The organism is Cupriavidus sp. WKF15 (assembly GCF_029278605.1).
In the GTDB taxonomy this organism is placed as follows: domain Bacteria; phylum Pseudomonadota; class Gammaproteobacteria; order Burkholderiales; family Burkholderiaceae; genus Cupriavidus.
This window is the reverse complement of the sequence record NZ_CP119574.1, coordinates 503,128-523,306: the sequence shown is the minus strand read 5'-3', so window position 1 is coordinate 523,306 and position 20,179 is coordinate 503,128. Positions and strand designations below refer to the sequence as shown.

At 59.1% G+C, this 20,179-nt stretch carries 19 protein-coding genes and 3 pseudogenes; 11 read left to right on the top strand and 11 right to left on the bottom strand.

Annotated elements, in window-relative coordinates; all coding sequences use genetic code 11:
• Positions 1 to 97: 97 nt before the first annotated feature.
• Positions 98 to 259, bottom strand: a pseudogene (locus CupriaWKF_RS32355) (acylphosphatase); the annotation flags it as partial.
• 503 nt (positions 260 to 762) lie between these two features.
• Complete coding sequence (locus tag CupriaWKF_RS32350) at positions 763 to 1,194, bottom strand: GNAT family N-acetyltransferase (RefSeq protein ID WP_276103424.1); 432 nt, start codon at positions 1,192 to 1,194, stop codon at positions 763 to 765.
• A 541-nt stretch (positions 1,195 to 1,735) separates the two neighbouring features.
• Here CupriaWKF_RS32350 and CupriaWKF_RS32345 point away from each other — a divergent pair.
• The 4 genes from CupriaWKF_RS32345 (at position 1,736) to CupriaWKF_RS32330 (ending at position 4,054) form a co-directional block, all read left to right on the top strand.
• A complete protein-coding gene (locus tag CupriaWKF_RS32345) occupies positions 1,736 to 2,179 on the top strand; it encodes a GNAT family N-acetyltransferase (protein ID WP_276103423.1) in 444 nt (147 codons plus the stop codon).
• A gap of 147 nt (positions 2,180 to 2,326) precedes the next feature.
• Positions 2,327 to 2,773 carry a hypothetical protein gene (locus CupriaWKF_RS32340; RefSeq protein WP_276103422.1) on the top strand — a complete coding sequence of 149 codons (447 nt, stop codon included), beginning with the start codon at positions 2,327 to 2,329 and terminating at the stop codon, positions 2,771 to 2,773.
• A gap of 401 nt (positions 2,774 to 3,174) precedes the next feature.
• Positions 3,175 to 3,420: a hypothetical protein gene (locus CupriaWKF_RS32335; RefSeq protein WP_276103421.1), complete on the top strand. Its 246-nt coding sequence runs from the start codon at positions 3,175 to 3,177 to the stop codon at positions 3,418 to 3,420.
• 64 nt (positions 3,421 to 3,484) lie between these two features.
• A complete protein-coding gene (locus CupriaWKF_RS32330; RefSeq protein WP_276103420.1) occupies positions 3,485 to 4,054 on the top strand; it encodes a hypothetical protein in 570 nt (189 codons plus the stop codon).
• A gap of 32 nt (positions 4,055 to 4,086) precedes the next feature.
• Here the strand turns inward: CupriaWKF_RS32330 and CupriaWKF_RS32325 are convergent, their stop codons facing one another.
• Entirely contained in the window at positions 4,087 to 4,392 is a 306-nt protein-coding gene (locus CupriaWKF_RS32325) for a hypothetical protein (RefSeq protein ID WP_276103419.1), read from the bottom strand.
• Between the two features lie 947 nt (positions 4,393 to 5,339).
• Between CupriaWKF_RS32325 and CupriaWKF_RS32320 the strand changes: the two genes are divergently transcribed.
• The 3 genes from CupriaWKF_RS32320 to CupriaWKF_RS32310 all read left to right on the top strand — a co-directional run bounded on the left by CupriaWKF_RS32320 (position 5,340) and on the right by CupriaWKF_RS32310 (position 7,435).
• Positions 5,340 to 5,972: an IS607 family transposase gene (locus CupriaWKF_RS32320; protein ID WP_276104092.1), complete on the top strand. Its 633-nt coding sequence runs from the start codon at positions 5,340 to 5,342 to the stop codon at positions 5,970 to 5,972.
• Positions 5,966 to 7,162 (top strand): RNA-guided endonuclease TnpB family protein, encoded by a 1,197-nt coding sequence (locus CupriaWKF_RS32315; RefSeq protein ID WP_276103418.1) that lies wholly within the window; start codon positions 5,966 to 5,968, stop codon positions 7,160 to 7,162. Before CupriaWKF_RS32320 ends, CupriaWKF_RS32315 begins: the two co-directional genes overlap by 7 nt.
• Positions 7,163 to 7,231: 69 nt before the next feature.
• The gene (locus CupriaWKF_RS32310) at positions 7,232 to 7,435 is read left to right on the top strand and encodes a cold-shock protein (protein ID WP_276104091.1); all 204 of its coding nucleotides are present in this window, start codon (positions 7,232 to 7,234) and stop codon (positions 7,433 to 7,435) included.
• Between the two features lie 199 nt (positions 7,436 to 7,634).
• On the opposite strand, the gene CupriaWKF_RS32305 is transcribed toward CupriaWKF_RS32310, so the two are convergent.
• Together CupriaWKF_RS32305 and CupriaWKF_RS32300 are read right to left on the bottom strand one after the other, a co-directional pair.
• Positions 7,635 to 8,252, bottom strand: a complete 618-nt coding sequence (locus tag CupriaWKF_RS32305) for a hypothetical protein (RefSeq protein ID WP_276103416.1) — start codon at positions 8,250 to 8,252, stop codon at positions 7,635 to 7,637.
• Between the two features lie 411 nt (positions 8,253 to 8,663).
• Positions 8,664 to 9,107 (bottom strand): hypothetical protein, encoded by a 444-nt coding sequence (locus tag CupriaWKF_RS32300; protein WP_276103415.1) that lies wholly within the window; start codon positions 9,105 to 9,107, stop codon positions 8,664 to 8,666.
• Between the two features lie 363 nt (positions 9,108 to 9,470).
• Here CupriaWKF_RS32300 and CupriaWKF_RS32295 point away from each other — a divergent pair, with 363 nt between their 5' ends.
• A complete protein-coding gene (locus tag CupriaWKF_RS32295; protein ID WP_276103414.1) occupies positions 9,471 to 9,791 on the top strand; it encodes a hypothetical protein in 321 nt (106 codons plus the stop codon).
• 45 nt (positions 9,792 to 9,836) lie between these two features.
• Here the strand turns inward: CupriaWKF_RS32295 and CupriaWKF_RS32290 are convergent, their stop codons facing one another.
• Positions 9,837 to 11,219: an IS701 family transposase gene (locus CupriaWKF_RS32290; RefSeq protein WP_276102015.1), complete on the bottom strand. Its 1,383-nt coding sequence runs from the start codon at positions 11,217 to 11,219 to the stop codon at positions 9,837 to 9,839.
• A 136-nt stretch (positions 11,220 to 11,355) separates the two neighbouring features.
• Between CupriaWKF_RS32290 and CupriaWKF_RS32285 the strand changes: the two genes are divergently transcribed.
• Positions 11,356 to 11,790 (top strand): GNAT family N-acetyltransferase, encoded by a 435-nt coding sequence (locus CupriaWKF_RS32285; protein ID WP_276103413.1) that lies wholly within the window; start codon positions 11,356 to 11,358, stop codon positions 11,788 to 11,790.
• A gap of 435 nt (positions 11,791 to 12,225) precedes the next feature.
• Here the strand turns inward: CupriaWKF_RS32285 and CupriaWKF_RS32280 are convergent.
• A pseudogene (locus CupriaWKF_RS32280) lies at positions 12,226 to 12,366 on the bottom strand (EamA family transporter); the annotation flags it as partial.
• Positions 12,367 to 12,610: 244 nt separating this feature from the next.
• Here CupriaWKF_RS32280 and CupriaWKF_RS32275 point away from each other — a divergent pair.
• Positions 12,611 to 12,958: a hypothetical protein gene (locus CupriaWKF_RS32275; RefSeq protein ID WP_276103412.1), complete on the top strand. Its 348-nt coding sequence runs from the start codon at positions 12,611 to 12,613 to the stop codon at positions 12,956 to 12,958.
• 641 nt (positions 12,959 to 13,599) lie between these two features.
• Here CupriaWKF_RS32275 and CupriaWKF_RS32270 read toward each other — a convergent pair.
• Complete coding sequence (locus CupriaWKF_RS32270; RefSeq protein WP_276103411.1) at positions 13,600 to 15,252, bottom strand: sialidase family protein; 1,653 nt, start codon at positions 15,250 to 15,252, stop codon at positions 13,600 to 13,602.
• A gap of 1,209 nt (positions 15,253 to 16,461) precedes the next feature.
• Positions 16,462 to 16,719, bottom strand: coding sequence for a GlsB/YeaQ/YmgE family stress response membrane protein (locus tag CupriaWKF_RS32265; protein WP_276103410.1), 258 nt, complete (start codon positions 16,717 to 16,719; stop codon positions 16,462 to 16,464).
• A 189-nt stretch (positions 16,720 to 16,908) separates the two neighbouring features.
• Between CupriaWKF_RS32265 and CupriaWKF_RS32260 the strand changes: the two are divergent.
• A pseudogene (locus CupriaWKF_RS32260) lies at positions 16,909 to 17,187 on the top strand (tyrosine-type recombinase/integrase); the annotation flags it as partial.
• A 109-nt stretch (positions 17,188 to 17,296) separates the two neighbouring features.
• Here the strand turns inward: CupriaWKF_RS32260 and CupriaWKF_RS32255 are convergent.
• Positions 17,297 to 17,944, bottom strand: a complete 648-nt coding sequence (locus CupriaWKF_RS32255) for a response regulator transcription factor (RefSeq protein ID WP_276103409.1) — start codon at positions 17,942 to 17,944, stop codon at positions 17,297 to 17,299.
• Between the two features lies 1 nt (position 17,945).
• Entirely contained in the window at positions 17,946 to 19,676 is a 1,731-nt protein-coding gene (locus CupriaWKF_RS32250; RefSeq protein WP_276103408.1) for a PAS domain-containing sensor histidine kinase, read from the bottom strand.
• Positions 19,677 to 20,179: the final 503 nt, after the last annotated feature.

Below are 20,179 nucleotides of genomic sequence, written 5' to 3'. Positions count from 1 at the left end.
ACCGGTCGGTGGCGCCCTGGCAGTTCTCTGTTCCTTTGGTTTGAGCGCCTGCATAGCCCGCAGTGCAGTCAACGAACACGGTGCGCGATGAATGCCCTTACAGGGAGGGCAAGCGCTCGAACCGGTCATAGCGCGCAAATGGTGGCTTCACTTCAGTAACGTCAAGTTCTTCCACAAGCGCTGCCGACATGCCTTCGCTCAACCAACCGCACATGTCGGCGAGCTGCTCTGGCGAGCCCTGAAACATTGCCTCTACGGTATCCCCGACAACGAGCGGGGGCAAAGCATGCCCCCTTTTGGCAGGAGGTGCCATCTCCCACACTCTATTGTGGGACAGTTCATCTCACACTATGATGCTTTTAAACACATGCCACACACGTACTCGAAGCCCTTGAAGGGTTTAAGCGTGTAGATAAGCGCTGTCAACGCAGCGGTCAATTGATGGACGAGAACTATGGGCCGTGGAGACGGCGCTGGCTACAATGGCATTCGCGGTCCCTGCTGGCTGGCTAGTGTGGTTGCTCTGACCGAGGTCGAGCGGAATTCCCACCAGGAGAGAATGCGAGTAGCATACCGCAACCTTGGCGACTTTCCCGAGAGCGAGATTGATTTCATATTTCAGCGCACTTCACGAGGTTTGAGAAGGCTCGGTTCATGCCCCGGGGTCTTTGAGGTTTCGCCTCGCACGCAACAGAGCATTCGCGCACAGGGTCTTCGATTGCTATCAGTGCCGTGCCGTAGTGCTCGATAATCGCTGCGAAATCAGTCGAGATGACGGCACATGTAGTGTGTCCTTGCGCCAAACCGCCGAAGGAATTCCTTGGACAGCTTCATCCTCTGTGGCATGTCTTCTAACGCGGTGAGCGTGAACCCGAAACGAGCAAAGAACGCAGGATGCTCGGACGTGAGCACCGCAGCCCTCGTGCAGCCGTTGGCGCGGGCACGCATCAAGATGGCCCTAACCAGATGCGTAGCAACCTGATGGCCCCGGTACTCGCCTAGAACCGCAGCGGCCTGAATGATGACCGTCTCGCCATGCATTTCGCCGCAGGCGCAGCCGATTACGTTCTCACCTATGGCAGCCAGGCTGTAGAGGCTCGCCGAGGGGTCAATATCGCTGCCGAGCAAACCGCAGGAACGGAGCACGTGCGAGATTGCTTCTACGTCTGCCGACCCGGCGGCGCGAATCCTCACATCTCTTATCATTCTTCTTATCCCCCCCGATGCTCCCACAACAATTTGAGACTCATATCGCGCCTCAAAAGTGCGCCCCCTCAACAGTGCACCCTCTATATTTTAACTATACGCACGGAAAAATTCTCTCAGCCAAATGAACTAGCTTTCATCTCTTCGCTTTTATCTAAGCAAGACTCTATAGGGCAGTTAAATTTGGTCTCACCCGAATGAGTCGCCAGAATGCTTCAACGCACATTTACAAAAACTAAATCCTGCATTAGACAAAACTAATATCACAATACACTGCTATCAATGAGGTAAAAAAATGCACTGAGGGAGGCGCCATCCGGCTACGCACGGTCGACGCGGTGCAGGGAAGCTCAATCACAATCACTTACAGACGAGCTCCTTGTTCGATGATAGTCTTACTGAACGGTCTATCTGAGGTTGCATAACCGCCGGACTGTCATACAACGAGGGCAACATAATTGCCTTCAATATTATTTGATGTGCGCGGGACTTCTCGGCAGAAGATGACGCACGCAGGAGACACATCATCATGCTGACCGACGTTGTTGTGCGCTCGGCCCTTCGTTCAGATTGGCATCACATTGCTGCATTGCTTGAGCAATGCGGCCTCCCCACCTCCGATACCTATGAGTTAATTGAAGACTTCCAAGTTGCGATATATGAAGACCGCATTGTTGGATGTGCGGCAGCGGAATATCGCGGCTCGCATGTGCTCATCCGCTCAGTCGCAGTTGAGCCAGCATACCGAGAAAACGGCATCGCAACGCGCCCGGTTGAAATACTATTGATGCGGGCTCGCGGCACAGAAGCTCATGATGCCTATATTTTCTCCACAGTGGCTCCCGCGTACTTCGCTCGCTGGGGATTCTCGCTCGTCGCGACTGAAGAAGTGCCACATGAAGTCAAGTTATTGCCAGCTGTCCAGCGTGCGGCCCTAACATCAGCGCTTTGCATGAGATGTGAGCTAGGATAGAAAGTGCCGCGTCGCACCGACATCATCAAGATGCGGTTGACCAGAGAACGGTGTGAAGAATGTCTGTTGGACACGTCATCAATCTCCTACACGAAGCCGCTTTGGGCACGCTGGCCACCCACTCAGTGACCCTGCCTGGTTACCCGTATGCGACTGTGGTGCAATGCCACCGACGTTCAGACTGCACGCCGGCTGACGGTTGTCGGCGATGCTGAGCGCTTCGAACCAAGTTCTGCATTTCTTGCTCGTTACCTGCGCTATGAGCCAGGGACGGAGCAACTGTTGGCGCTGGACTTCATGTTCTTCCGATTGAGCACAAGGAAAGTCCGATTCATTGAGGGCCTCGGACGGATGGGATGGCTGGATAAAGCTGACCTGTGCCTTGTTGACCAATTGTCCGGAGAGACTGAGGCCAATCTTGTGCGGGAAGTCTCACGCATTGTGCCAGCTGGTGTGCGCGTACTAGGCATCGATTGCTATGGTGTCGACTACGAAGCAGGCGCGCTTCGAAAGAGATTCCGATTCTCGAATCCGCCGTTGCCACCAGAAGCAATCCTGGACGCAGCATTGAACGCGGTAACGGGCCTTAGCTGAGGCGCGTACCGGCTCATTCGGAACCATGTTGATGAGCTGCCTCCGCTTCGCGGCTTGAGGCCGTGGCCGCCTACGGCAGCGACAAGGCTGAGCGCCTTAGTCCTGACATAAACGATTTTTAATTCCTTCTCTGGACGCTTGCCGAGCTCTGAGCCCAGGCCACGAGCCCGGCTTCTGCCCAATCCCAGAGAAGCGCAAGCAGCCTCCTGCCCTTCGGCTGTTGCTATTTCACCCCAAAAAAAATTACGCACGGCGGCAGTTTATGGCATAGAGTTGTCCCTCAAGATTCGACCGCGAAGCGTAGGTGTCATGAAGCGCATTGCACCTTCGCCCCATGGCCATGGCTCCTGTTGGGCCCTATAAGCGCGGCAAAAAGAAAGCATTGGGATGTTGGAGGGGTCATGAAAGGCACGAACGAGCAGTCGCTGCGTTTCCAGGTCGAGAAGTGGCTCGCGCCTGGTTCCACGGCAGCGGTCCGCGTAGTCGAATTCAGTCGCACCATCTCAGGTCGACGACGCTACGTTTGCGTCGAGAGCGCGCAACCGGCCGGGTTGCGCGCGTTGTTCTTCTTTCGGCACGATGACGGATGCTGGCGCGTGTTTCCGCCTCCAGTCCCGAGGATGATTGCCGGCTGTCTTGCCTTGTGAGCGGCTCATTACCGATTGACACAAGCAGAGACCAGGCAGCAACCACCCAACTAGGACTTGCGCTATGAAGAACATGCTCGCTGGTGCCGGCATTTCGCTCTGCGATGCCGGCCGGGAAGCCGTGCCCGCCAATGACAGTGACACGCATTGCGAGGCAATCGATAAGACGGATACCGTCTCGACCATGAATGCCGCTATGGCCGTTGCGCCCTCACTATTTGCCACGTACCAAAATTGCTGCCGCGCTATGAGTCAGGATTTAACCCTGACACAGCTCGAACAACGAGTGGTTTTTCTTGTACTTGCGGTTGCCAGTGGCTGCAACTACGACGAGCTGGCCTCTGGTGACGGCACCTGCACCGCCAATGAGACCTTCAGAAAGATTGTGGCGGCAATCCGTCACGGCAAGCCTCTCGCTGATGCCCGGCTTCGGGCTCTAGTCAGTTTTACACGTGCAATGTTCATACATCGCGGTCGCCCCAGCGAGCATGAGGTCAAGACCTTTTTGCATGCTGGCTATCGTGAAGAAAACATCCTAGACATCATTCTGGCAATCGCGGCAAATACGCTGGACAGTTATACGTGCCACGTATTCAATGCGAAGGCAAGTGGGTCCACGTTGCGGGTCGGCTAGCAACGTCGCTATGGCAGTATCCAGCCCCCGATTCAATTGGTCAGCCTTCCGATGCCGAATTCTGGACTAGGGGTGACGGATTTCAGTATCCACTGGATAGTGAGGTGTTCATGAGCTCCACCGGCCCCCTTCCGCGCGCAATTTTGCGGCAGGTTATTGCCATAGGCGCCCTTACATGCTGTGCTGTCGTGCATGGCGATGCCGGCTGCAACAGCGGAACAGAAGTTCTCATCTGGATGCCCGGAATTGGCCTCAAAACGGCTTGGCAAGATGCGTTGGAGCTCGGCCGGCTTGGCGATGCCGGTGGCGACTCGGTGCGGTTCCGGACCATTGAACATGCGGCCGTACGTTCCCCAGATGCATTAATTCGCGGCTTGAGAGCGGACAAGCTCACCTTTCGTCAACGTCATCTTTACTGCTTGTTCGATTTAACGGAGCTACCAGAGGCGTGCCTCGACGAGCTCGAGGAACGGGCTGTACGGCACGGCGATTACATCCTGGCGGGACACCTGCTAGGGGAGACAACACTCACCTGGGGATAATTGATGAGCTTCGCCACGCTCTTGTATTGAGGTGGCATGAACGCCGAACGGCGGCTAGCACGACCCCAGCGCTATGTGGCACCTTCCCCCTTCGCCTTGCCTCCAACGTCCGCTGAATCACTGGTTGGACTACACCATGAGGCGTCAGTGCTATGCAAGCGGTGGCGCCCGTAGCCATTCGCCAACCGACCGATTGGCATCTCTGGGAGATTGTCGGAGTCCGCTGACACCACAAAGCTGCTGATGGGCGGGATGGCGCGTCAGACCAAAGAGCAAGCCTCACGCTGCCCCCAAAAAAAACCCGCGTAGCCGGGGTGGTTACGCGGGTGGTAGCAGGACTTCATGGCCAGTCTATATCGATTTAAAATTTTCTTACGTCAGAATTAAGAGAAACTTTGGCCTCAAATCTGAAGGTGGCTATGAGGCTTGGTGACTACATCCTGGCCGAGCATCTGCTGCAGAACTCCGATATCGTTTGGGCCGAGTAACTTCAACTCATGCATTCCTTCATTTCGGCGGCGCTCGGCTTGGCCGCCGGGTCCATCTAACTACTCGCGCCCTATCGTCGACCATGTCGCCGAGAGGTAAACCCTGAGATGTCGCCACGCACCTCTTCAGCTATGCTGGATGTACGCAACGGCACACGACAGCCAATAATGTTCGGGCGTTGCGATAATTCCAACGGGGCTCGAACTGCTGATGAATTAGTTGCGCATTATTGCGCAGACATGCACAATTTGCGCATGTCACGCATGATGGGCAGCATTCAAGAAGCAGCGGAGTTTCTGGGCGTCTCGGCCCCAACGCTGAGGCGCTGGGAGCGCGAAGGCAAGCTCATCCCAGACGAACGCACAGCGGGCGGGCGTCGTCGCTATGATCTGGCGCGGCTGCGACCCGAGCAATTCTATGCAATCGCTACGGCGCGACGCACCGTGGCCTACGCCCGCGTTTCCAGCCACGACCAGAAGGATGACCTTGAGCGGCAGAAGCAGGTGCTGGAGCTTTACTGTGCCCGCCAGGGCTGGACGTTTGAGGTGATTGGCGACCTTGGCTCCGGCATGAACTACCACAAGAAGGGCCTCAAGCGCCTGCTGGGCGCGATCATCGAGGGCGCTGTCGGGCGCCTGGTCATCACCCACAAGGACAGGCTGCTGCGCTTCGGTGCGGAACTGGTGTTCGCCATCTGCGAGGCGAAGAACGTCGAGGTCGTGATCCTCAACCAGGGCGAGGACACGACGTTCGAGGAAGACTTGGCCAAGGACGTGCTGGAGATCATCACGGTGTTCAGTGCCCGGCTCTACGGCAGCCGTTCGCGCAAGAATCAGAAGCTGCTCGACGGCGTGCGCCAGGCCGTCGAGCATGCCCAGTCATGCTGATTGCCCACCGCATCGCCCTCGATCCGAACAACGCGCAAGCCACGTATCTGGCGCGAGCCGCGGGCACGGCGCGCTTCGCCTATAACTGGGCGCTGGCCGAGTGGAAGCGCCAGTACGAGGCGTGGAAGACGGACAATGCGCTGCTCAAGCCGTCGCAGGCGGCGTTGCGACGCCAACTGAACGCGATCAAGCGCGAGCAGTTTCCGTGGATGATGGAAGTCACCAAGAATGCGCCGCAGATGGCGATCATCCAGTTGGGCGAGGCGTTCAAGAATTTCTTCGCGGGCCGCGCCCGCTATCCGCAGTTCCGCAAGAAGGGCGTGCACGACCGCTTTACGCTCACCAACGATCAGTTCAGTATCGACGCCTCACGCATTCGCATCCCCAATCTCGGCTGGGTGCGCATGCGCGAGACGTTGCGCTTTGCTGGCAAGATCATGTCGGCCACGGTCTCCCGTGTGGCCGACCGCTGGTTCGTCAGCATCACCGTGGACACACCCGACAGTTCGCACCTGCCCGAAGCCGAAAACCAAGGGGCAGTGGGTGTCGATCTGGGTGTGTCGGCGCTGGCCACGCTCTCGACGGGAGAGGCGATTCCTGGTCCCAAGCCGCACAAGGCTTTGCTAGCCCGCCTGCGCAAGCTATCGCGCAGCCTGTCGCGCAAGGTCAAGGGATCGGCCAATCGTCGCAAGGCGAAGGCAAAGCTGGCGAAGCTGCATGCCCGCATCGCCGCCATCCGCTCGGATGCCCTGCACAAGCTCACGACTGATCTCACTCGCCGCTTCCACACCATCGGCATTGAAGACCTGAACGTGCGCGGCATGGTGAAGAACCGGCACCTGGCGCGTTCGATCGCCGACATGAGCTTCTTCGAACTGAGGCGGCAGCTGGAGTACAAGGCGGACATGCGCGGAGCCAAGGTGGTGGTGGCCGACCGCTTCTATGCCAGCAGCAAGACGTGCTCGGCGTGCGGACACAAGCTGGAGAGCTTGCCGCTGTCCATGCGCGAATGGATGTGTCCCCCGTGCGGGACGATTCACGACCGCGATGTGAACGCGGCCGTGAACCTGTGCAACCACGCCGTGAGTTCCACGGTGTCAGCCCGTGGAGAGGAAGGCTCTGGCTCGGATCGCAAGACCCGAGTGAAACCGTCCTCCGCGAAGCGGGAAGTCAGCTTTGTTCCTGTTTGAGCAGGAATGAGCAAGTCTGATGGAACGGGAAGTTCTAGCTACCTGTGCGCACCAAATTTCGAGGACAAGATGGCGACTGGCACTGTGAAGTGGTTTAACAACGAAAAGGGCTATGGATTCATCACGCCCAGCGATAGCGGCAAGGACTTGTTCGCTCATCACAGCGAAATCCAAGGTACCGGGTTCAAGTCGCTTGAGGAAGGCGCAAAGGTAGAGTTCGATGTCTCGCAAGGCCAGAAAGGCCTGCAAGCGTCAAAGATTCGCAAAGTATAGCCGCCTGCGTACCTGAGCAGCCTGGCCTGAACGGTAAAGCAGCCCTTCTCTAACGCGAAGGGGGGCACACTTGATGACCCCAGCCACTCGGCGGGCCCATCATTTGCGCGGAATATCGGCAATTGAGCACGGAAGGCCGGCAGCAGAGGCGACCACACGTGGACTACTTCGCCGAAAAGGCTTTTGATGCGTAATGGCACTAGTCGCTCTCCCACCGCTTTACCGCTGCCAAACACGCGGGGCAAGATACCCGAGCATACTCGTCCAGCCCTCGTGCGGACCGGAGCTCGCCGTCGGTTTGGCGCAAGCGCTTGCACAGCAAATCGCCCGCCGCGCGTATCAGCCGCCCATCACGAATGGCCTGGTTTAACAGGACGTGAACATCGCGTTCGGGCTCGTCGTGGGTAGGCACCCTCGAGGCATTTCTCGAGTCAACCGCAACGATACCAGGCACCCACCGAACTGGAATCGCCAGACTCGCATTGAATGCAAGCGCTTGATTACGAAGACGCTCCTCACTTTTGTGAAGCGCGATTCGGGCCGCCTCTTCCCTCTCTGTCTTCGCTGCTCGAGCACCGTCGACATCCTCTGCCCTAGCACCGACAAACAGCACTTTGGAATGCTGCCAAACTTCGAGCAAAGTACCAGAGGCAAGCGTGACTGCCTCCGTTCGACTCGACCGCTGCAAGCTGACAATCTCCAGCCGCGCCCCATCCAGCGTTACCTGATTGTCTTCGACAACTACACGCCCCCTATGTTCGGCGGATAGCCATTGAGCGTCGACCGTTGAGACCAACCGCAACTGGTAGATATCCATAAGACTATCCCCGCTGACGCGATGATTGCGTCGCCGTCATCAGCCCTGCGCTCAACCGGAGCGCCGAGCGCGAACAACGCCATAGCGCGATTTCGACCTGATTGCCCTCAATCATCATCCCCGTGGTGCCCATGGTGTCCATAGTGTCTGTGGCCCCAGTACCCGTACGGGCCATAGTATCCACCGTAGTACCCGCCATCGTAGGGCACGACGACGCAACCACCAAGCAGTGTAGATACGGCGACAAGCAAAGCGAGAAACGGCTTCATTGCACTTCCCCAAACGTAACAAATGCAGAGGCCAGGCTGCCTTTCAGCTAACCTGCGCTCTCCGCAAAGCTCGGGCACTCAAGCTTCGTTGCCATGGCCGTCGCCCTGGCAACGGACCTCCTGGTCGCTCGATGCGAGCGGCTTACTGCTTCTTCGTCTTGTCTACGTTAGCACTGGCTGCGGCCTTCGCGGCTTCGGGCTGCGCATCGGGCTTCGCCACATCTGCCTTGGCCTTATCGGAATCATTCTTTGCCTCAGCCTTCGCCTTACCGGCCTCGGTGTTGGCGGCACCCATCTTGCTCGCCTTAGGGTGGGCACCCTTGGCAGCGGCCTTATTTGCGCCAGCTTTTACATCAGCCTTTTCCTTGCCGGCGCTGGCTTGCGCTTTTGCTTCATCGCCCTGCGCGCTGACACCCTTCGTGTCCTTGTCGGCCTTCGCCGGGGTGGCACTCTTTTCCTTGACGACCTTCACCTGGTCTTTCGTCGCCCCTGCTTGCGGCTGAGTCCCGGAAGCTGGCGCACCAGTCTGCGCGAAAACGGTACCGACGAGGGCGGCAGAGGCGAGAGCAGCAAACAGCTTCTTCATGACGTGAACTCCTGAGCAATTTTTGGCAGCCCGGCAATGCGCCGTGCTTACCGGAAAAAACGCACTGTTCCGAGTCGAGTTGACCTCGAACTCGTGACAAACCGTAAGTTCTGAAACAGGCAAGCTGAAGTCGTGAGCCTGGACGGATGCGCCTCCACCCCCTATTACGGGTCTTCGCCCTCTCGAAGGTATTCTGACTTCGGTCCACACGGAAGATGCTCGGTTGTCTTGTAGCTCCCATAGTCCGGCTTGACACCTTGCGCGTCGACGTCGCGTTACAGAATGTCACCGCTGTGCAAATCTGCTAATACACCGTAGAACCATGCTGACCTAGAGTCTCAGCAAGAGAAAAAGGAGAAAATCATGCGAAAGGCCGCAGCGCTCTTGCTTCTGGTCGGCGTTACCGCTCTTGGCTCCAACATGGCTGAAGCGCGGGTGGACGTGGGTATTGGTATTGGCATCCCTGCGCCAGTGGTTGTCGCCCCGCCGCCTGTCTACTACGAACCTGCCCCCGTGGTCGTCCAGCAGCAGCCGGTGGTAGCGGCTCCGGCTTACTACTACGACGACTGGCAAGCGCGCGCCTGGAGGGAGCGCCAATGGCGGCGCGAGCAGCGATGGAGAGAGCATGAATGGCGGGAGCGCCAGCGCGAATGGCGGCGCTGGCATGACGGCTACGATGACTAGAATGCGCGAGCGTTAGTCTTACTGTGTCACAAACGTAGTCGAACGCTAACGGCGGCGCAATGCGGGCAATGTCCCAGGGCGCCTGCGAGTGCGACGCTCAACTGAAGGCGCAGCGTCCTGATCGAGTTCGGCACGTGACGCTGCGCGCGCCGGACTTCCCCGAGGAACGTAATCTTCGGGAATGGCAGGCACCTGGCATTCGATGAAGTTTTTTTTACCGCCGGCGCTGCTGCCGGCTTTCAGTCGCTGCGCCATCAGGAAGCCATACGCGGCGATGCTCAGGCTGGCGTGGTGGTGAAAGCCCCGCCAACCCCGCCCCTCATAGTGGCCCAGGCCGAGGTCCTGCTTGAGATCTTGATAATCGCGCTCGATGCGCCAGCGCATGTGCGCAGCGCGCACCAGATCGTTCAGTGCCGTGGTTTCGGGCAGCGTGGACAGGTAATACTTCTCAGGCTCGGCCTGATCTGCGGGCCACTCGATGAGCAGCCACTGCTGGGGCAGCAGACGCGCCTTGCCCACGTTACCCCCGGCGCAGCGTACCCGCAGCGCCGCAAAGCGGCCCGTCAGGCGCTCGTTGCTGCCTTCGCGCCAACTGATGTTCTGGAATGCGCTGTCGGACAAGGACTGCGCCAATGCCTTGACACTCACCGGCTGTCTCTTGGCGGTGCGCCGTGGCATCACCGGTGGACGGCCCATGCCGCTGTAGGGCTTTGGCGGCAGGGGCTCCACCCCCGGTGGCCAGACCACCACGGCCGAGGTGATCCCGACCACGTAGGGCAAGCCCAGATTGGTCAGCCCTTGACGAAACGCATAGTCGATCCCGTAGCCTGCGTCGGCCAGCACGCAGTGCTTGGGTGCTCCTTCAGAGAGCAGGCCCCGTATCTGTTGCAGGGCAATTTGAGGCTTGGTCGCAAACTCGATGTGTTCGGGAATCCCGGCCTTGAGTCTGCGCTCGGCATCTTCGGCCCAGTTGCGGGGCAAGTACAGTTGCCAGGCCACCGGTAGGCTGCCTTGTTCGCAGGCCAGCGAGACGCTGACGGCCACTTGGCAGTTGTCCTGCTTGCCCAGCACCCCGCAGTATTGGCGTGTCACGCCCACCGAGTGGACGCCCTTCTTGGGAAAGCCCGTGTCGTCAACGATCCACCAGCCGCCAGCGCTGAAGTCCATATGCGGCACCACCCACTGCGCCACGCGATTGAGCAGTTGCTGGTCACTCCATTGGGCCTTGGCGACAAAGTGATGCAGGGCTTGGTGCCGGGCGCTGGCGCGCAGCGGATCAACGCGGGCGGCCATGGGTTCGACGCTCTTGCGCGACAGAGGCAGCATCAGACCGGTGCAATACCCAGTCAATCCTGCGTGACGGTCGGCATGACCCAACCCTTCAGCCAGGTGAGCCATGTATCGATCGAACTCTTTGGATATGCCCATGGCACCTCCCATCAAAGGGAAAAATGATGGGCATATTATGCCTTAATTTTTATGACACAGTAAGATTAGTTAGGCTGGTGGGTAACAGCCGGAGCGCGGAGATGTCCGCCGTGAATCATTGGCAACAGGTAACACTATGAGGCCGCGTCGTGCGACAGAGGCAGACCTGCATGATGTGGAAGCATTGCTTCGGTCGTGTTCGCTGCCCGTCGGCGGGATACGTGGCGACGCGGTGGAATTTCATGTCAGCCGGGACAAGAGGGGCCTGCTCGGCTGCGCCGGCATCGAGGTGTTCGGGGGCAGCGTTGGCCTGTTGCGAGGGGTCGCTGTCGCCCAGCGCGCGAGACGGGCAGGGCTGGCTGCCTTGCTGGTTTCCGCGCTGGTCGCCGATATCCGCCTGCGCGGCATCGATACCCTGGTCGTCGGAACCAAGGCGGCAGCCGGCTATTTCTCCCGCCTCGGATTCACACCTATCGACCGTGCTGTCATCCCTCCGGAAGTACTGGCATCCCGTGAATTCGCCGACGCCGGTATTATTGAAACGCCGCCCCTGATGAAAGCTGAGCTCTAGCTACAGCTCATACCCTGTTAGCGCTATCCTGCTGTAGCACCGCAGTAATTAATGGACGTCCCCGCACAGTTCGCATTGCAATTCCCTGTACTTCGCGTCGTTGGGACGAATGGAGTCATGGCCTCATCAGTTGATGTCAGACTTGGACTGATGGCAGACAACGTCAACGTAGAATCCGAAGCCAATAGCCAGATTGAGGAACGCCCCTGCAAGGCGCGCGTCATTCTCTATATTTCGCGAAGACATCTCGACAACATCTTCCGATGCGCTGCATGCAGCCGGGTCTCGCAGAAAGGTGAAGGCGGTTTCCAAATTTCACTGACAACTGCTCTCGCTTATCGAAAGGCGAACTCCAGAGGGTAAAGGCAGCAACGTCCAATCTCAAGGACGCCAACCTGGCGTGCCTGGCGGCGGCCCGAGCCGAGCCAGTACACCCAGGCCCTTCAGGCAAGCGATCAGGACGGCGTCGTTCGATGACACCTTGCGCCTCAGGTTATTGTCGATTGTCCAGCATCCGCACGCTGCCACGATGAGCATCGCGCGGGAGGACAAGGCCGCAGCGTCCGGTTGCCAGGACGACTGCCATCAGGTGAACTTCAGCCAATGGCCGAATGAGTTGTGAATGAACGAGACGGGGTCGTTGGGACAGTCGGGCTCGCCGCGACATCTAGGTTGCCGAGTCGGGACTAGTGCGAATCATCTGGACCGTCAGAGCGCATGCCTCCGACTGCGCCGTGGCCACGCGCACTGCAATTGTCAACCCCCTCGTTTCTCTGCCGTTAAAAGACTGTCGCAGGTAATCCGATCCAAGTGTAAATTGATGCCAGTTGATGACAACGACGTGCCGAAATACCCAAGGGGCGACCTGCGGCGAATGCTTACCGTTCTGGCTGCGATTGACGCCATCACCGATGCGACCTTGGTCAAGGTGGTAGCGCGGACTGGCATCGATAAGAAGACTGTGACCATGCTTGTTAAGCAAGCTGCGGCACAGGCCGGGGTTCGTATCGAGAAGGATGGGCCGGTCTATCGACTGGTCGATTGGGGACCGGTCCTCAAGAAGTCTGGCGCGAAAATGGCATTGAACGGTGTATTAGGAGCCAACTCAGTGACAGCCGCAGCGCAAAAGCAAACTCCCTTGGCCACGCGAAGCATTGACAAGCACTGACGCCGCATGGTCGACTGCATCTCGTCCTTCCTGTCCCTCCCGTTACTCTCGAAGAATGGAACGCGGCCGGTGCGGACTATGTGCCCGGGTCTTCTTGGCATGAGCTTTACCAAGGGGAGCCAGATGAGGTGGTGGCAACGCTTGAGGTGCGTCGTGCCTTGGGAGCCTGGAATGGCTACTTGCTTGCGGGGACGGGCACACCTCGCTTGCGGATACATGTTGCGGTTACGGAACAGTTCGCAGCTTGCCATCAGGGGCCGCTCCGGGTCGCCGAGGGCAGAGATCGGCCATGACCGGTCCTTCGCTGAGGCTGGTGCTCGTTCATGGAAACGTCCGATTCACATCCTGCTGCGGACCTTCGCTACCTGATACTGACAGGCGGTCATTGGCCAAACCATTGGCTTCTCGCATACGTGTTCATTTCCGAATGGCTGGTATCAGAAAAAGAGACGAAGATCATAAAGAGATCTTGCGGTTCGGGAGTGCAGGGAACGGGCGTCCAAGGCGATCACGCAACGAAAACACTGCTGCATCATCGCAGAGAGCTCGCGCATTCCCCTCCCCATATGAGCTGTTGCCGGGACCCTTGCGCATGCCGGAGGACCGGGCGGCGACCCTCCTCCAGCCGCCGCTGGTTGCGCTCACGGCAATGTGATTTGGCGGGTGAATTCCGCCGTCACGTTGAGACCCGTGGCTATGCCGAATACCGGATACACGGTCTTGGGCCCGCTAGCAGTCAAGCCCATGTAATCGCCAAGGAAATGGCCACGCGCCACGGGCGCGTCAAGTATGTTGAACGAGGCTGTGGTTAGAGGCTTCTCATTGCCCCAGTTGGCGGGCTTCGTGCAGTCGCTGGAGGTAGGGCAGAAGAGCGCGAAATAGTCAGTGCCCTCGATGCCAGATATCTTCCCGTCATTACGAAAGTCGTAGTACGTCACCACGATCGTCTTGCCGTCGCCCGACGCCACCACCGCGGGGATGAAGGCCTGCTGACGGCACGGGTTCGTGGCATTCGCCGGCGTCTTGTTGATCATCACCGGCGCCGACCAAGTTAGCCCGCCGTCATCCGACTCGCTGAAGACGATCCCGTCGATCGGGATTGACCCTGTGGAACTTGTGGGCGTGGGGCACATGGCCGTCGAAAAGCGATCGTCCTGCCAGGCGAGATAGATTGCCCCCGTGACTGGGTTCACAGCCACGCTGTAGAGAATGGAGGCATCGCGTATCGGCGCGCCGGTGTCCGGAGTGACCACTCGGACCACGTGAATATCGTTGGCGAACGTCGTCCCGCTCCAACTCCCTCCCTTATCCGTGGACTTTATATAGCCGATGCTGAGACCCGCCTTTGTGACACCGATCGCAGTGAAGAAATCGAGCACACTCCCATCAGGCAACACCCGCACGATGTTGTTGATCGTCTGTTTGTTCGTGCCCGGATGGAAGATTGGGGCGGCCGTGCTCCAGGTCACGCCATTGTCAATGGATCGCGAGAAGAAGGTCGGGCCGGTAAAATTAAACTTGAAGGACGGAGCACCGCCCGCTGTAGCGTTGAGCAATTTGCGCGCGATTTCGACACCATCGTTTTCCGCGAGCAATTGAGCAGCCTCGATGGTGTGCGGGAAGACGCTCAGTTGATCCCACACCGCATAGACGAAATCGCTCGCGGTCGGATCGGCGGTGAGCGCGTTCTTGTCATTTAGCACGTGCGGCGAGTTGTTGCGGATCAGCGTAACCGGAGTCTGCCACGTCGCGCCGTGGTCGACGGACCGGCTGACCAGCATCGCGCTATTTCGTGCACCAAACGGAGTCGTCGGCTTCATCGGATCCAACACCAGCGAGAAGAAGAACGCCGTTCCATTTTGCGCAAAATCTACCCAGGGATCGGAGGCGCGACCGAATTTACCCCCGGTGCACTCGGTAACGCCGGTCGGGATCGAATTGGTCCAGGTGTTGCCCGCATCGTTGGAGACGACGCCGACGAGCCCGCGTGAGCCACCATCGTTCCAGCGGTCCTGTTGGTGGCCGACGAGGAGGCGAGACGGGTCGGCCGGATCAGCCGCCACCCACGGCTCGATCGACGTGGCTGGATAAAGGATGCTCCCGAATGCGGCCTCCTGCGCGTGCACCTGGTCGGCAGCGCATCCACTGAACGGATCGCCCGCGGTCACCTGGACAAGTGGGCCGAGCGTCTGCGCCTGGGAGCCTGTGCCGATCGCGCACGTGAGCGCGATGACGCCGCCACCTGCGAGACCCTGGGAAATAAGACGGGACAGGCGTCTGGAAATTGATTTCATTCTGTGCCTCGCGAAAAACGGTAAAACGCTTTTTTGCACTGCCGGCTGCACATCACCGGTACCATGACTTTCGCAGTATGAACGGCCGATTCACGTGCGAAAAACGACTATCTTCCCGTCGAAGCATGCCCGTCTTCCGAGTTGGGATCGCGGTGCGCTTGAGCGCTGATATTCGTGCTATCAAGCGCATCGAAACGTTACAAAATCCACGTGCACTCGATCCGCATAAGGCGAGGCAGACAAAATTACTATATGGTGCCGACGGCAAATGACAACGGGTTCCCAGTCAACTCTGTCCTGCATGATGCTTAATTCGTAACATCAATGAAACAGATTGCCTCGGGTGTCCGCATTTTCTGCCGGCCATCGTTCAACAAAACACCGTCGAATGACTGAGTCACGCCATGAGGTGGTTTTTCAAAGGAGCGTTGGTTTCCGGTTCGAGCAGTCGAGCCGGGTAATCTTGTCGGTCTTCATAGCTGGAGTTGAACTGCGTCACCGCCGCTCGAGAGTGGTCACCTTGGAAGCCCGTGGTCTCCGATGCGCGGCGAACCGCGCTTCCTCAGGGCGTTGAGGTAGATGCTCTCATCGCACCGCGTTCCCGCTTGCCAGCAGCGGTAGAGGATCCGTATCCCCTTGAATGCCAGTGCCCGGACGGCGGCCTGATACGAACTGCCCTTCGCTCGCTGTTTGCCGGTAGTAGGCGCCCGCCCAGGACGACTTGTTGATGGACTGGGCTGCACGTCCGACGGAGGTCTGAAGGTCTGGCGCAGGCGGGCATTGCCAGCGCCAGTGCACCTGGCACTTCTTGCCGCTGCAATCGGTAGCTTACCGGTCACCCCCGTCGACGATTCCCGTGCACGTCGCTGCAACTCACCAGATGTGCCAAGGGCTCTTCGCATATCAGAAGGACGTCAACAGGCGTTAGCCCTAGACGGGGGTGCCGTCATGCAGCGCCCATCCTGCCAATCCGCAATGTGGGGGCCAACAAATTGGATTTTCGATGCGTACTTCCAAAGAAGTCCCTCTTGGGAAAAGAGATAGCTACCTCGTTGACATGCCGAGAGACACCTGAATCGGTGGATGGCCGTTGCAGCTTGGGGACGGTCATTCGGAGCGCGATTGTCCGAACGCCCGCTTCGGGTCGTCAAGAGACGACCGGGTAGAAGCCGGTCGAGGCTGCGGAACAGCTACTCGACCGGTCTACACTTACCTGCGTGTGATCCCCCGAGCTACGACTAGGATCAGCACGGCCCCCACAGTAGCCGTGATCAGCGAGCCAATCCACCCCTTGCTGATGTGGATGCCCAGCTTAACCGCGAGCCAATGGGCGAGGAAGGCGCCGGCGACGCCCAGAACAATGTCCATCAGTAGCCCCAAGCCGCGGCCCTTCATTAGCACACCCGCCAGCCAGCCGGCAATGCCGCCGATCACGAGCAAGACAATTAAGCTTTCTTTGGTAGCCATGTATCCGTCGTCAGAGTTGAGATCACTTGGCCGCTCCGACCGTTTCGCCGGCGCGGCTGCCGCGAAGCATAGCGGATTTCGTAATGCAGCAGATTGCCAGGCGGCGCCATCACAGGGGACCACTGGGGTGCACTCCGAGCATACGAGAGGTAGATGATGTCCTTGATGTCGAGCAGACTCAAACTGGGCGACTACCTCTTTCCGAGTCGCTTGCACGCATCGCCGCACCTGTCAACGCGACAGTACGCGAGAATCGTTCATCGCTGGGTCGTCTCCATTGGTCTTGACGATTCAGCTTACGGGACGCATTCCATCCGGCGTACCAAGGCATCGCTGATCTACCGGCGCACAAAGAATCTACGAGCCGTACAACTGCTTCTTGGGCATACCAAACTTGAAAGCACGGTGCGCTACCTTGGCATTGAGGTCGACGACGCGCTTGAAATGGCAGAGCAGACCGAAGTGTAGTTAGAGAGCTTGGCCGGCTAGCGGTCGCTTGCCGGCCATCTTCGGCCATCCATCCTCGCGGTCATACGGTCATTTGAGCGGCCGGTTGACCGAGACCTCGTGCTAAGTCTTAAAGGTCCTCGTCCTCGCCAAACAAATGATGGTGCAGGGCATACCGTACCAGCGCGGCTTCGCTTGACATATCCATTTTCTCCATCAGGCGCATCTTGTAGGTACTGACGGTCTTGGCGCTCACACACAGCGCCGCCGCGATGGCCGTCAGCGACTCGCCCAGGACCAGACGGCGATAGACCTCCAGTTCGCGGTCGGACAAGTGCAGGTGAGGCGCCTCGTCATGTTGATCCCGCAAACTCGTCGCGAGTTTTCCTGCGATGGCCGGGCTGACATAGGTGCTGCCATTGGCTACCTGACTAATGGCGGCGACCACTTCATTCGCGGCGCTTTCCTTGGTCAGGTAGCCGGCAGCCCCCGCCTGGAAAGCGCGAACAATGTATTGTGCCTCCGCATGCATGGTAAGCACGAGAATGCGCAACGCCGGCTGCTCGTCCCGCAACAGACGAATCAGTTCCAACCCGCTGCGTCCCGGCATGGAGAGGTCGAGTAACATCACCTGCGGGCTGCAATCGCGCACCAGAGAAAGGACCTGCGCCCCGTCCGCAGCTTCGGCGACGACCTCGAACTTGCCGGCTCGCTCGAGGATCTGCCTGAGCCCGTCGCGGACCAATGCGTGATCGTCGGCAATCATGACACGTACCACGTTAAGTCTCCTTGACCTGGGGGACTTGTACCATCAGGCAAAATCCCTTTCCAGGGGTGCTATCGATCGAGACGGCACCACCCAGGAGGCGCGCCCGCTCCCGGATGCCGAGCAGGCCCAGCGACTTGCGCGGCCCGGCCCCGGAAGGTTGCTTGTCCCAACCCACACCATCGTCTTGTATCTGCAGTTCTATCTGACTCTCTTTCTCGGTAAGGTGGATCTGTACGGCCGTTGCATCGGCATGCCGGATGACATTGCTCAAAGCCTCCTGGGCAATACGGAACATGGCGATTGCCGTTTGCTCCGGAACTTCCGCATCGACGCCGTCGACGCTTACCGCCAATCCGTACCGGTTGGCAAAATCGTTGGCCAGCCATTCGATGGCGGGCAGCATGCCCAGTTCGTCGAGCAGGGCCGGTCGCAGGTCACTGGCAATGCGGCGAACCGAGGCTACGGCGTCGTCGATGACTTCGTCCATGGCATCCATCTCCTGAAGGAGGTCTGCAGCTTCACGGCCGTCCTTCATGTCGGCGCGAAGCATGGACGTGTCCATCTTCAGTGCGCTGAGCCGCTGGCCCAGGTCATCATGGAGTTCGCGCGCAACGCGTCGCTTTTCCTCCTCGCGTATGGAGAGAACGCTACCAGAGAGCTGCTGCAGCTCCTCGCGCGAACGCCGCAGGGCCTCGTCAGCACGTACGCGTTCGGTGATGTCGCGCAGCATCACCGTGTACAGCTTGGTGCCACCGTCAATGGTTTGCGAGATGGACGCCTCGATCGGGAATTCGCTGCCGTCCCGACGCAAGGCATGGAGTGCCCGTTGACGTCCCATCTGGCGCTCGGACACACCGGTGATGCCGAACCGGCGCACATGCTCTTCATGGGAGGCGCGGAAGCGCTGGGGAATGAAATCGCCGAGCGGGCGGCCAATCGCGAGTTCGGCAGGCCAGCCAAACAAGCTCTCGGCCATTGGATTGAACAGCAGGACGCGCTGGTTGCTGTCCACCGTGATGATCGCCTCCATGGACGAGCGGATGATACCCCGCAAGCGCGCCTCGCTTTCCTTCACGCGCTGCAGACTGCTCCGCAGCGCCTCATCAGCACGTGCGCGTTCGGTGATATCGCGCAGCATCACCGTATACAGCTTGGTGCCTCCCTCCGCCGTTTGCGAGATGGACGCTTCGATTGGGAATTCGCTGCCGTCTCGCCGCAAGGCGTAGAGGGCTCGTTGACGTCCCATCTGGCGATCCGACACCCCCGTGATACCAAACCGGCGCACGTGCTCCTCATGCGCAGCCCGGAACCGCTCGGGAATGAAATCGCCGAGCGGGCGGCCAATCGCGAGTTGGGCAGGCCACGCGAACAAGGCCTCGGCCATTGGATTGAACAGCACGACGCGCTGGTCGCTGTCCACAGTGATGATTGCTTCCACGGAAGAGCGGATGATCGCCGCCATCCGCGCCTCGCTTTCCTTCACACTCTGAAGACCGTCTCCGGTGGCGCGCCTGAGCCGGATCCAGTAGAGACCAACCACGAGCCCGAGGCCCGCCCCCAGCATGGGTATTAACGGTGCCAGAATCTGGGGGTACCGTTCGGCGGTGACCCGAACGAGGTAAGCCAGCGCGATGCAAAGCACGACTGCACCACTGCCAATCGCAAAATCGATAGCAAGCGGAGGCGCTTTTCTGGACGATGGCGGCCGGGCCTTGCCTTTGGGGGCGAAAGGGTTGGTCATGCAACGCGCACTGTCTGGCTAGTGTCGTGCGTTTTCAGCACTTATCAATAGTAGAGGGGGACAGCCGTCGACCGCAACCCCCGCCGAAAATGAGTCGCAATAATCACCCTCCCTACAAGGCGGGCTGCTGCCGACTAGGGAGTTGGCCAGCCAGGTTGGCCAGTTGGAAGCGGCGCTGGCGGCGCGGCAGCAACCTGCTGGCGCGAGCCGGCACCAGCCCCTTTAGAACTTACGATTGTCCGTTCACCCTCGACCAAATGCGCTTCGAGGACTTGGGGGTCGCATGACGCAACAAGCCCTCATCCGGGTAGCACCGCAGGAAATCGACGTCGCTTAGGCTGCGCCTTCGAAGGCCACAGCGACCGCTCCAGCCAAGAGCAAATCGGCGATGCACTGCATCGAAGCCTGCGTCTTGTCCTTGTCGAAGTGGATTGAAGGGACTCGGCGATTGTCCTAGTGCATTTGAAGAAATGGGCGGCGGTCCGTGTGTGCACGCGCTCATG

Bases quoted from the DNA above. Each gene is read 5' to 3' on its own strand.
- CupriaWKF_RS32310 (WP_276104091.1), top strand. From the start codon at position 7,232: ATGGCGACTGGCACTGTGAAGTGGTTTAACAACGAAAAGGGCTATGGA.
- CupriaWKF_RS32270 (WP_276103411.1), bottom strand. From the start codon at position 15,252: ATGAAATCAATTTCCAGACGCCTGTCCCGTCTTATTTCCCAGGGTCTC.
- CupriaWKF_RS32290 (WP_276102015.1), bottom strand. From the start codon at position 11,219: ATGGGCATATCCAAAGAGTTCGATCGATACATGGCTCACCTGGCTGAA.
- CupriaWKF_RS32295 (WP_276103414.1), top strand. From the start codon at position 9,471: ATGCGAAAGGCCGCAGCGCTCTTGCTTCTGGTCGGCGTTACCGCTCTT.
- CupriaWKF_RS32340 (WP_276103422.1), top strand. From the start codon at position 2,327: ATGCGACTGTGGTGCAATGCCACCGACGTTCAGACTGCACGCCGGCTG.
- CupriaWKF_RS32335 (WP_276103421.1), top strand. From the start codon at position 3,175: ATGAAAGGCACGAACGAGCAGTCGCTGCGTTTCCAGGTCGAGAAGTGG.
- CupriaWKF_RS32250 (WP_276103408.1), bottom strand. From the start codon at position 19,676: ATGACCAACCCTTTCGCCCCCAAAGGCAAGGCCCGGCCGCCATCGTCC.
- CupriaWKF_RS32275 (WP_276103412.1), top strand. From the start codon at position 12,611: ATGCCAGTTGATGACAACGACGTGCCGAAATACCCAAGGGGCGACCTG.
- CupriaWKF_RS32305 (WP_276103416.1), bottom strand. From the start codon at position 8,252: ATGGATATCTACCAGTTGCGGTTGGTCTCAACGGTCGACGCTCAATGG.
- CupriaWKF_RS32315 (WP_276103418.1), top strand. From the start codon at position 5,966: ATGCTGATTGCCCACCGCATCGCCCTCGATCCGAACAACGCGCAAGCC.
- CupriaWKF_RS32345 (WP_276103423.1), top strand. From the start codon at position 1,736: ATGCTGACCGACGTTGTTGTGCGCTCGGCCCTTCGTTCAGATTGGCAT.
- CupriaWKF_RS32300 (WP_276103415.1), bottom strand. From the start codon at position 9,107: ATGAAGAAGCTGTTTGCTGCTCTCGCCTCTGCCGCCCTCGTCGGTACC.
- CupriaWKF_RS32265 (WP_276103410.1), bottom strand. From the start codon at position 16,719: ATGGCTACCAAAGAAAGCTTAATTGTCTTGCTCGTGATCGGCGGCATT.
- CupriaWKF_RS32330 (WP_276103420.1), top strand. From the start codon at position 3,485: ATGAAGAACATGCTCGCTGGTGCCGGCATTTCGCTCTGCGATGCCGGC.
- CupriaWKF_RS32320 (WP_276104092.1), top strand. From the start codon at position 5,340: ATGTCACGCATGATGGGCAGCATTCAAGAAGCAGCGGAGTTTCTGGGC.
- CupriaWKF_RS32325 (WP_276103419.1), bottom strand. From the start codon at position 4,392: ATGTTCAATGGTCCGGAACCGCACCGAGTCGCCACCGGCATCGCCAAG.
- CupriaWKF_RS32285 (WP_276103413.1), top strand. From the start codon at position 11,356: ATGAGGCCGCGTCGTGCGACAGAGGCAGACCTGCATGATGTGGAAGCA.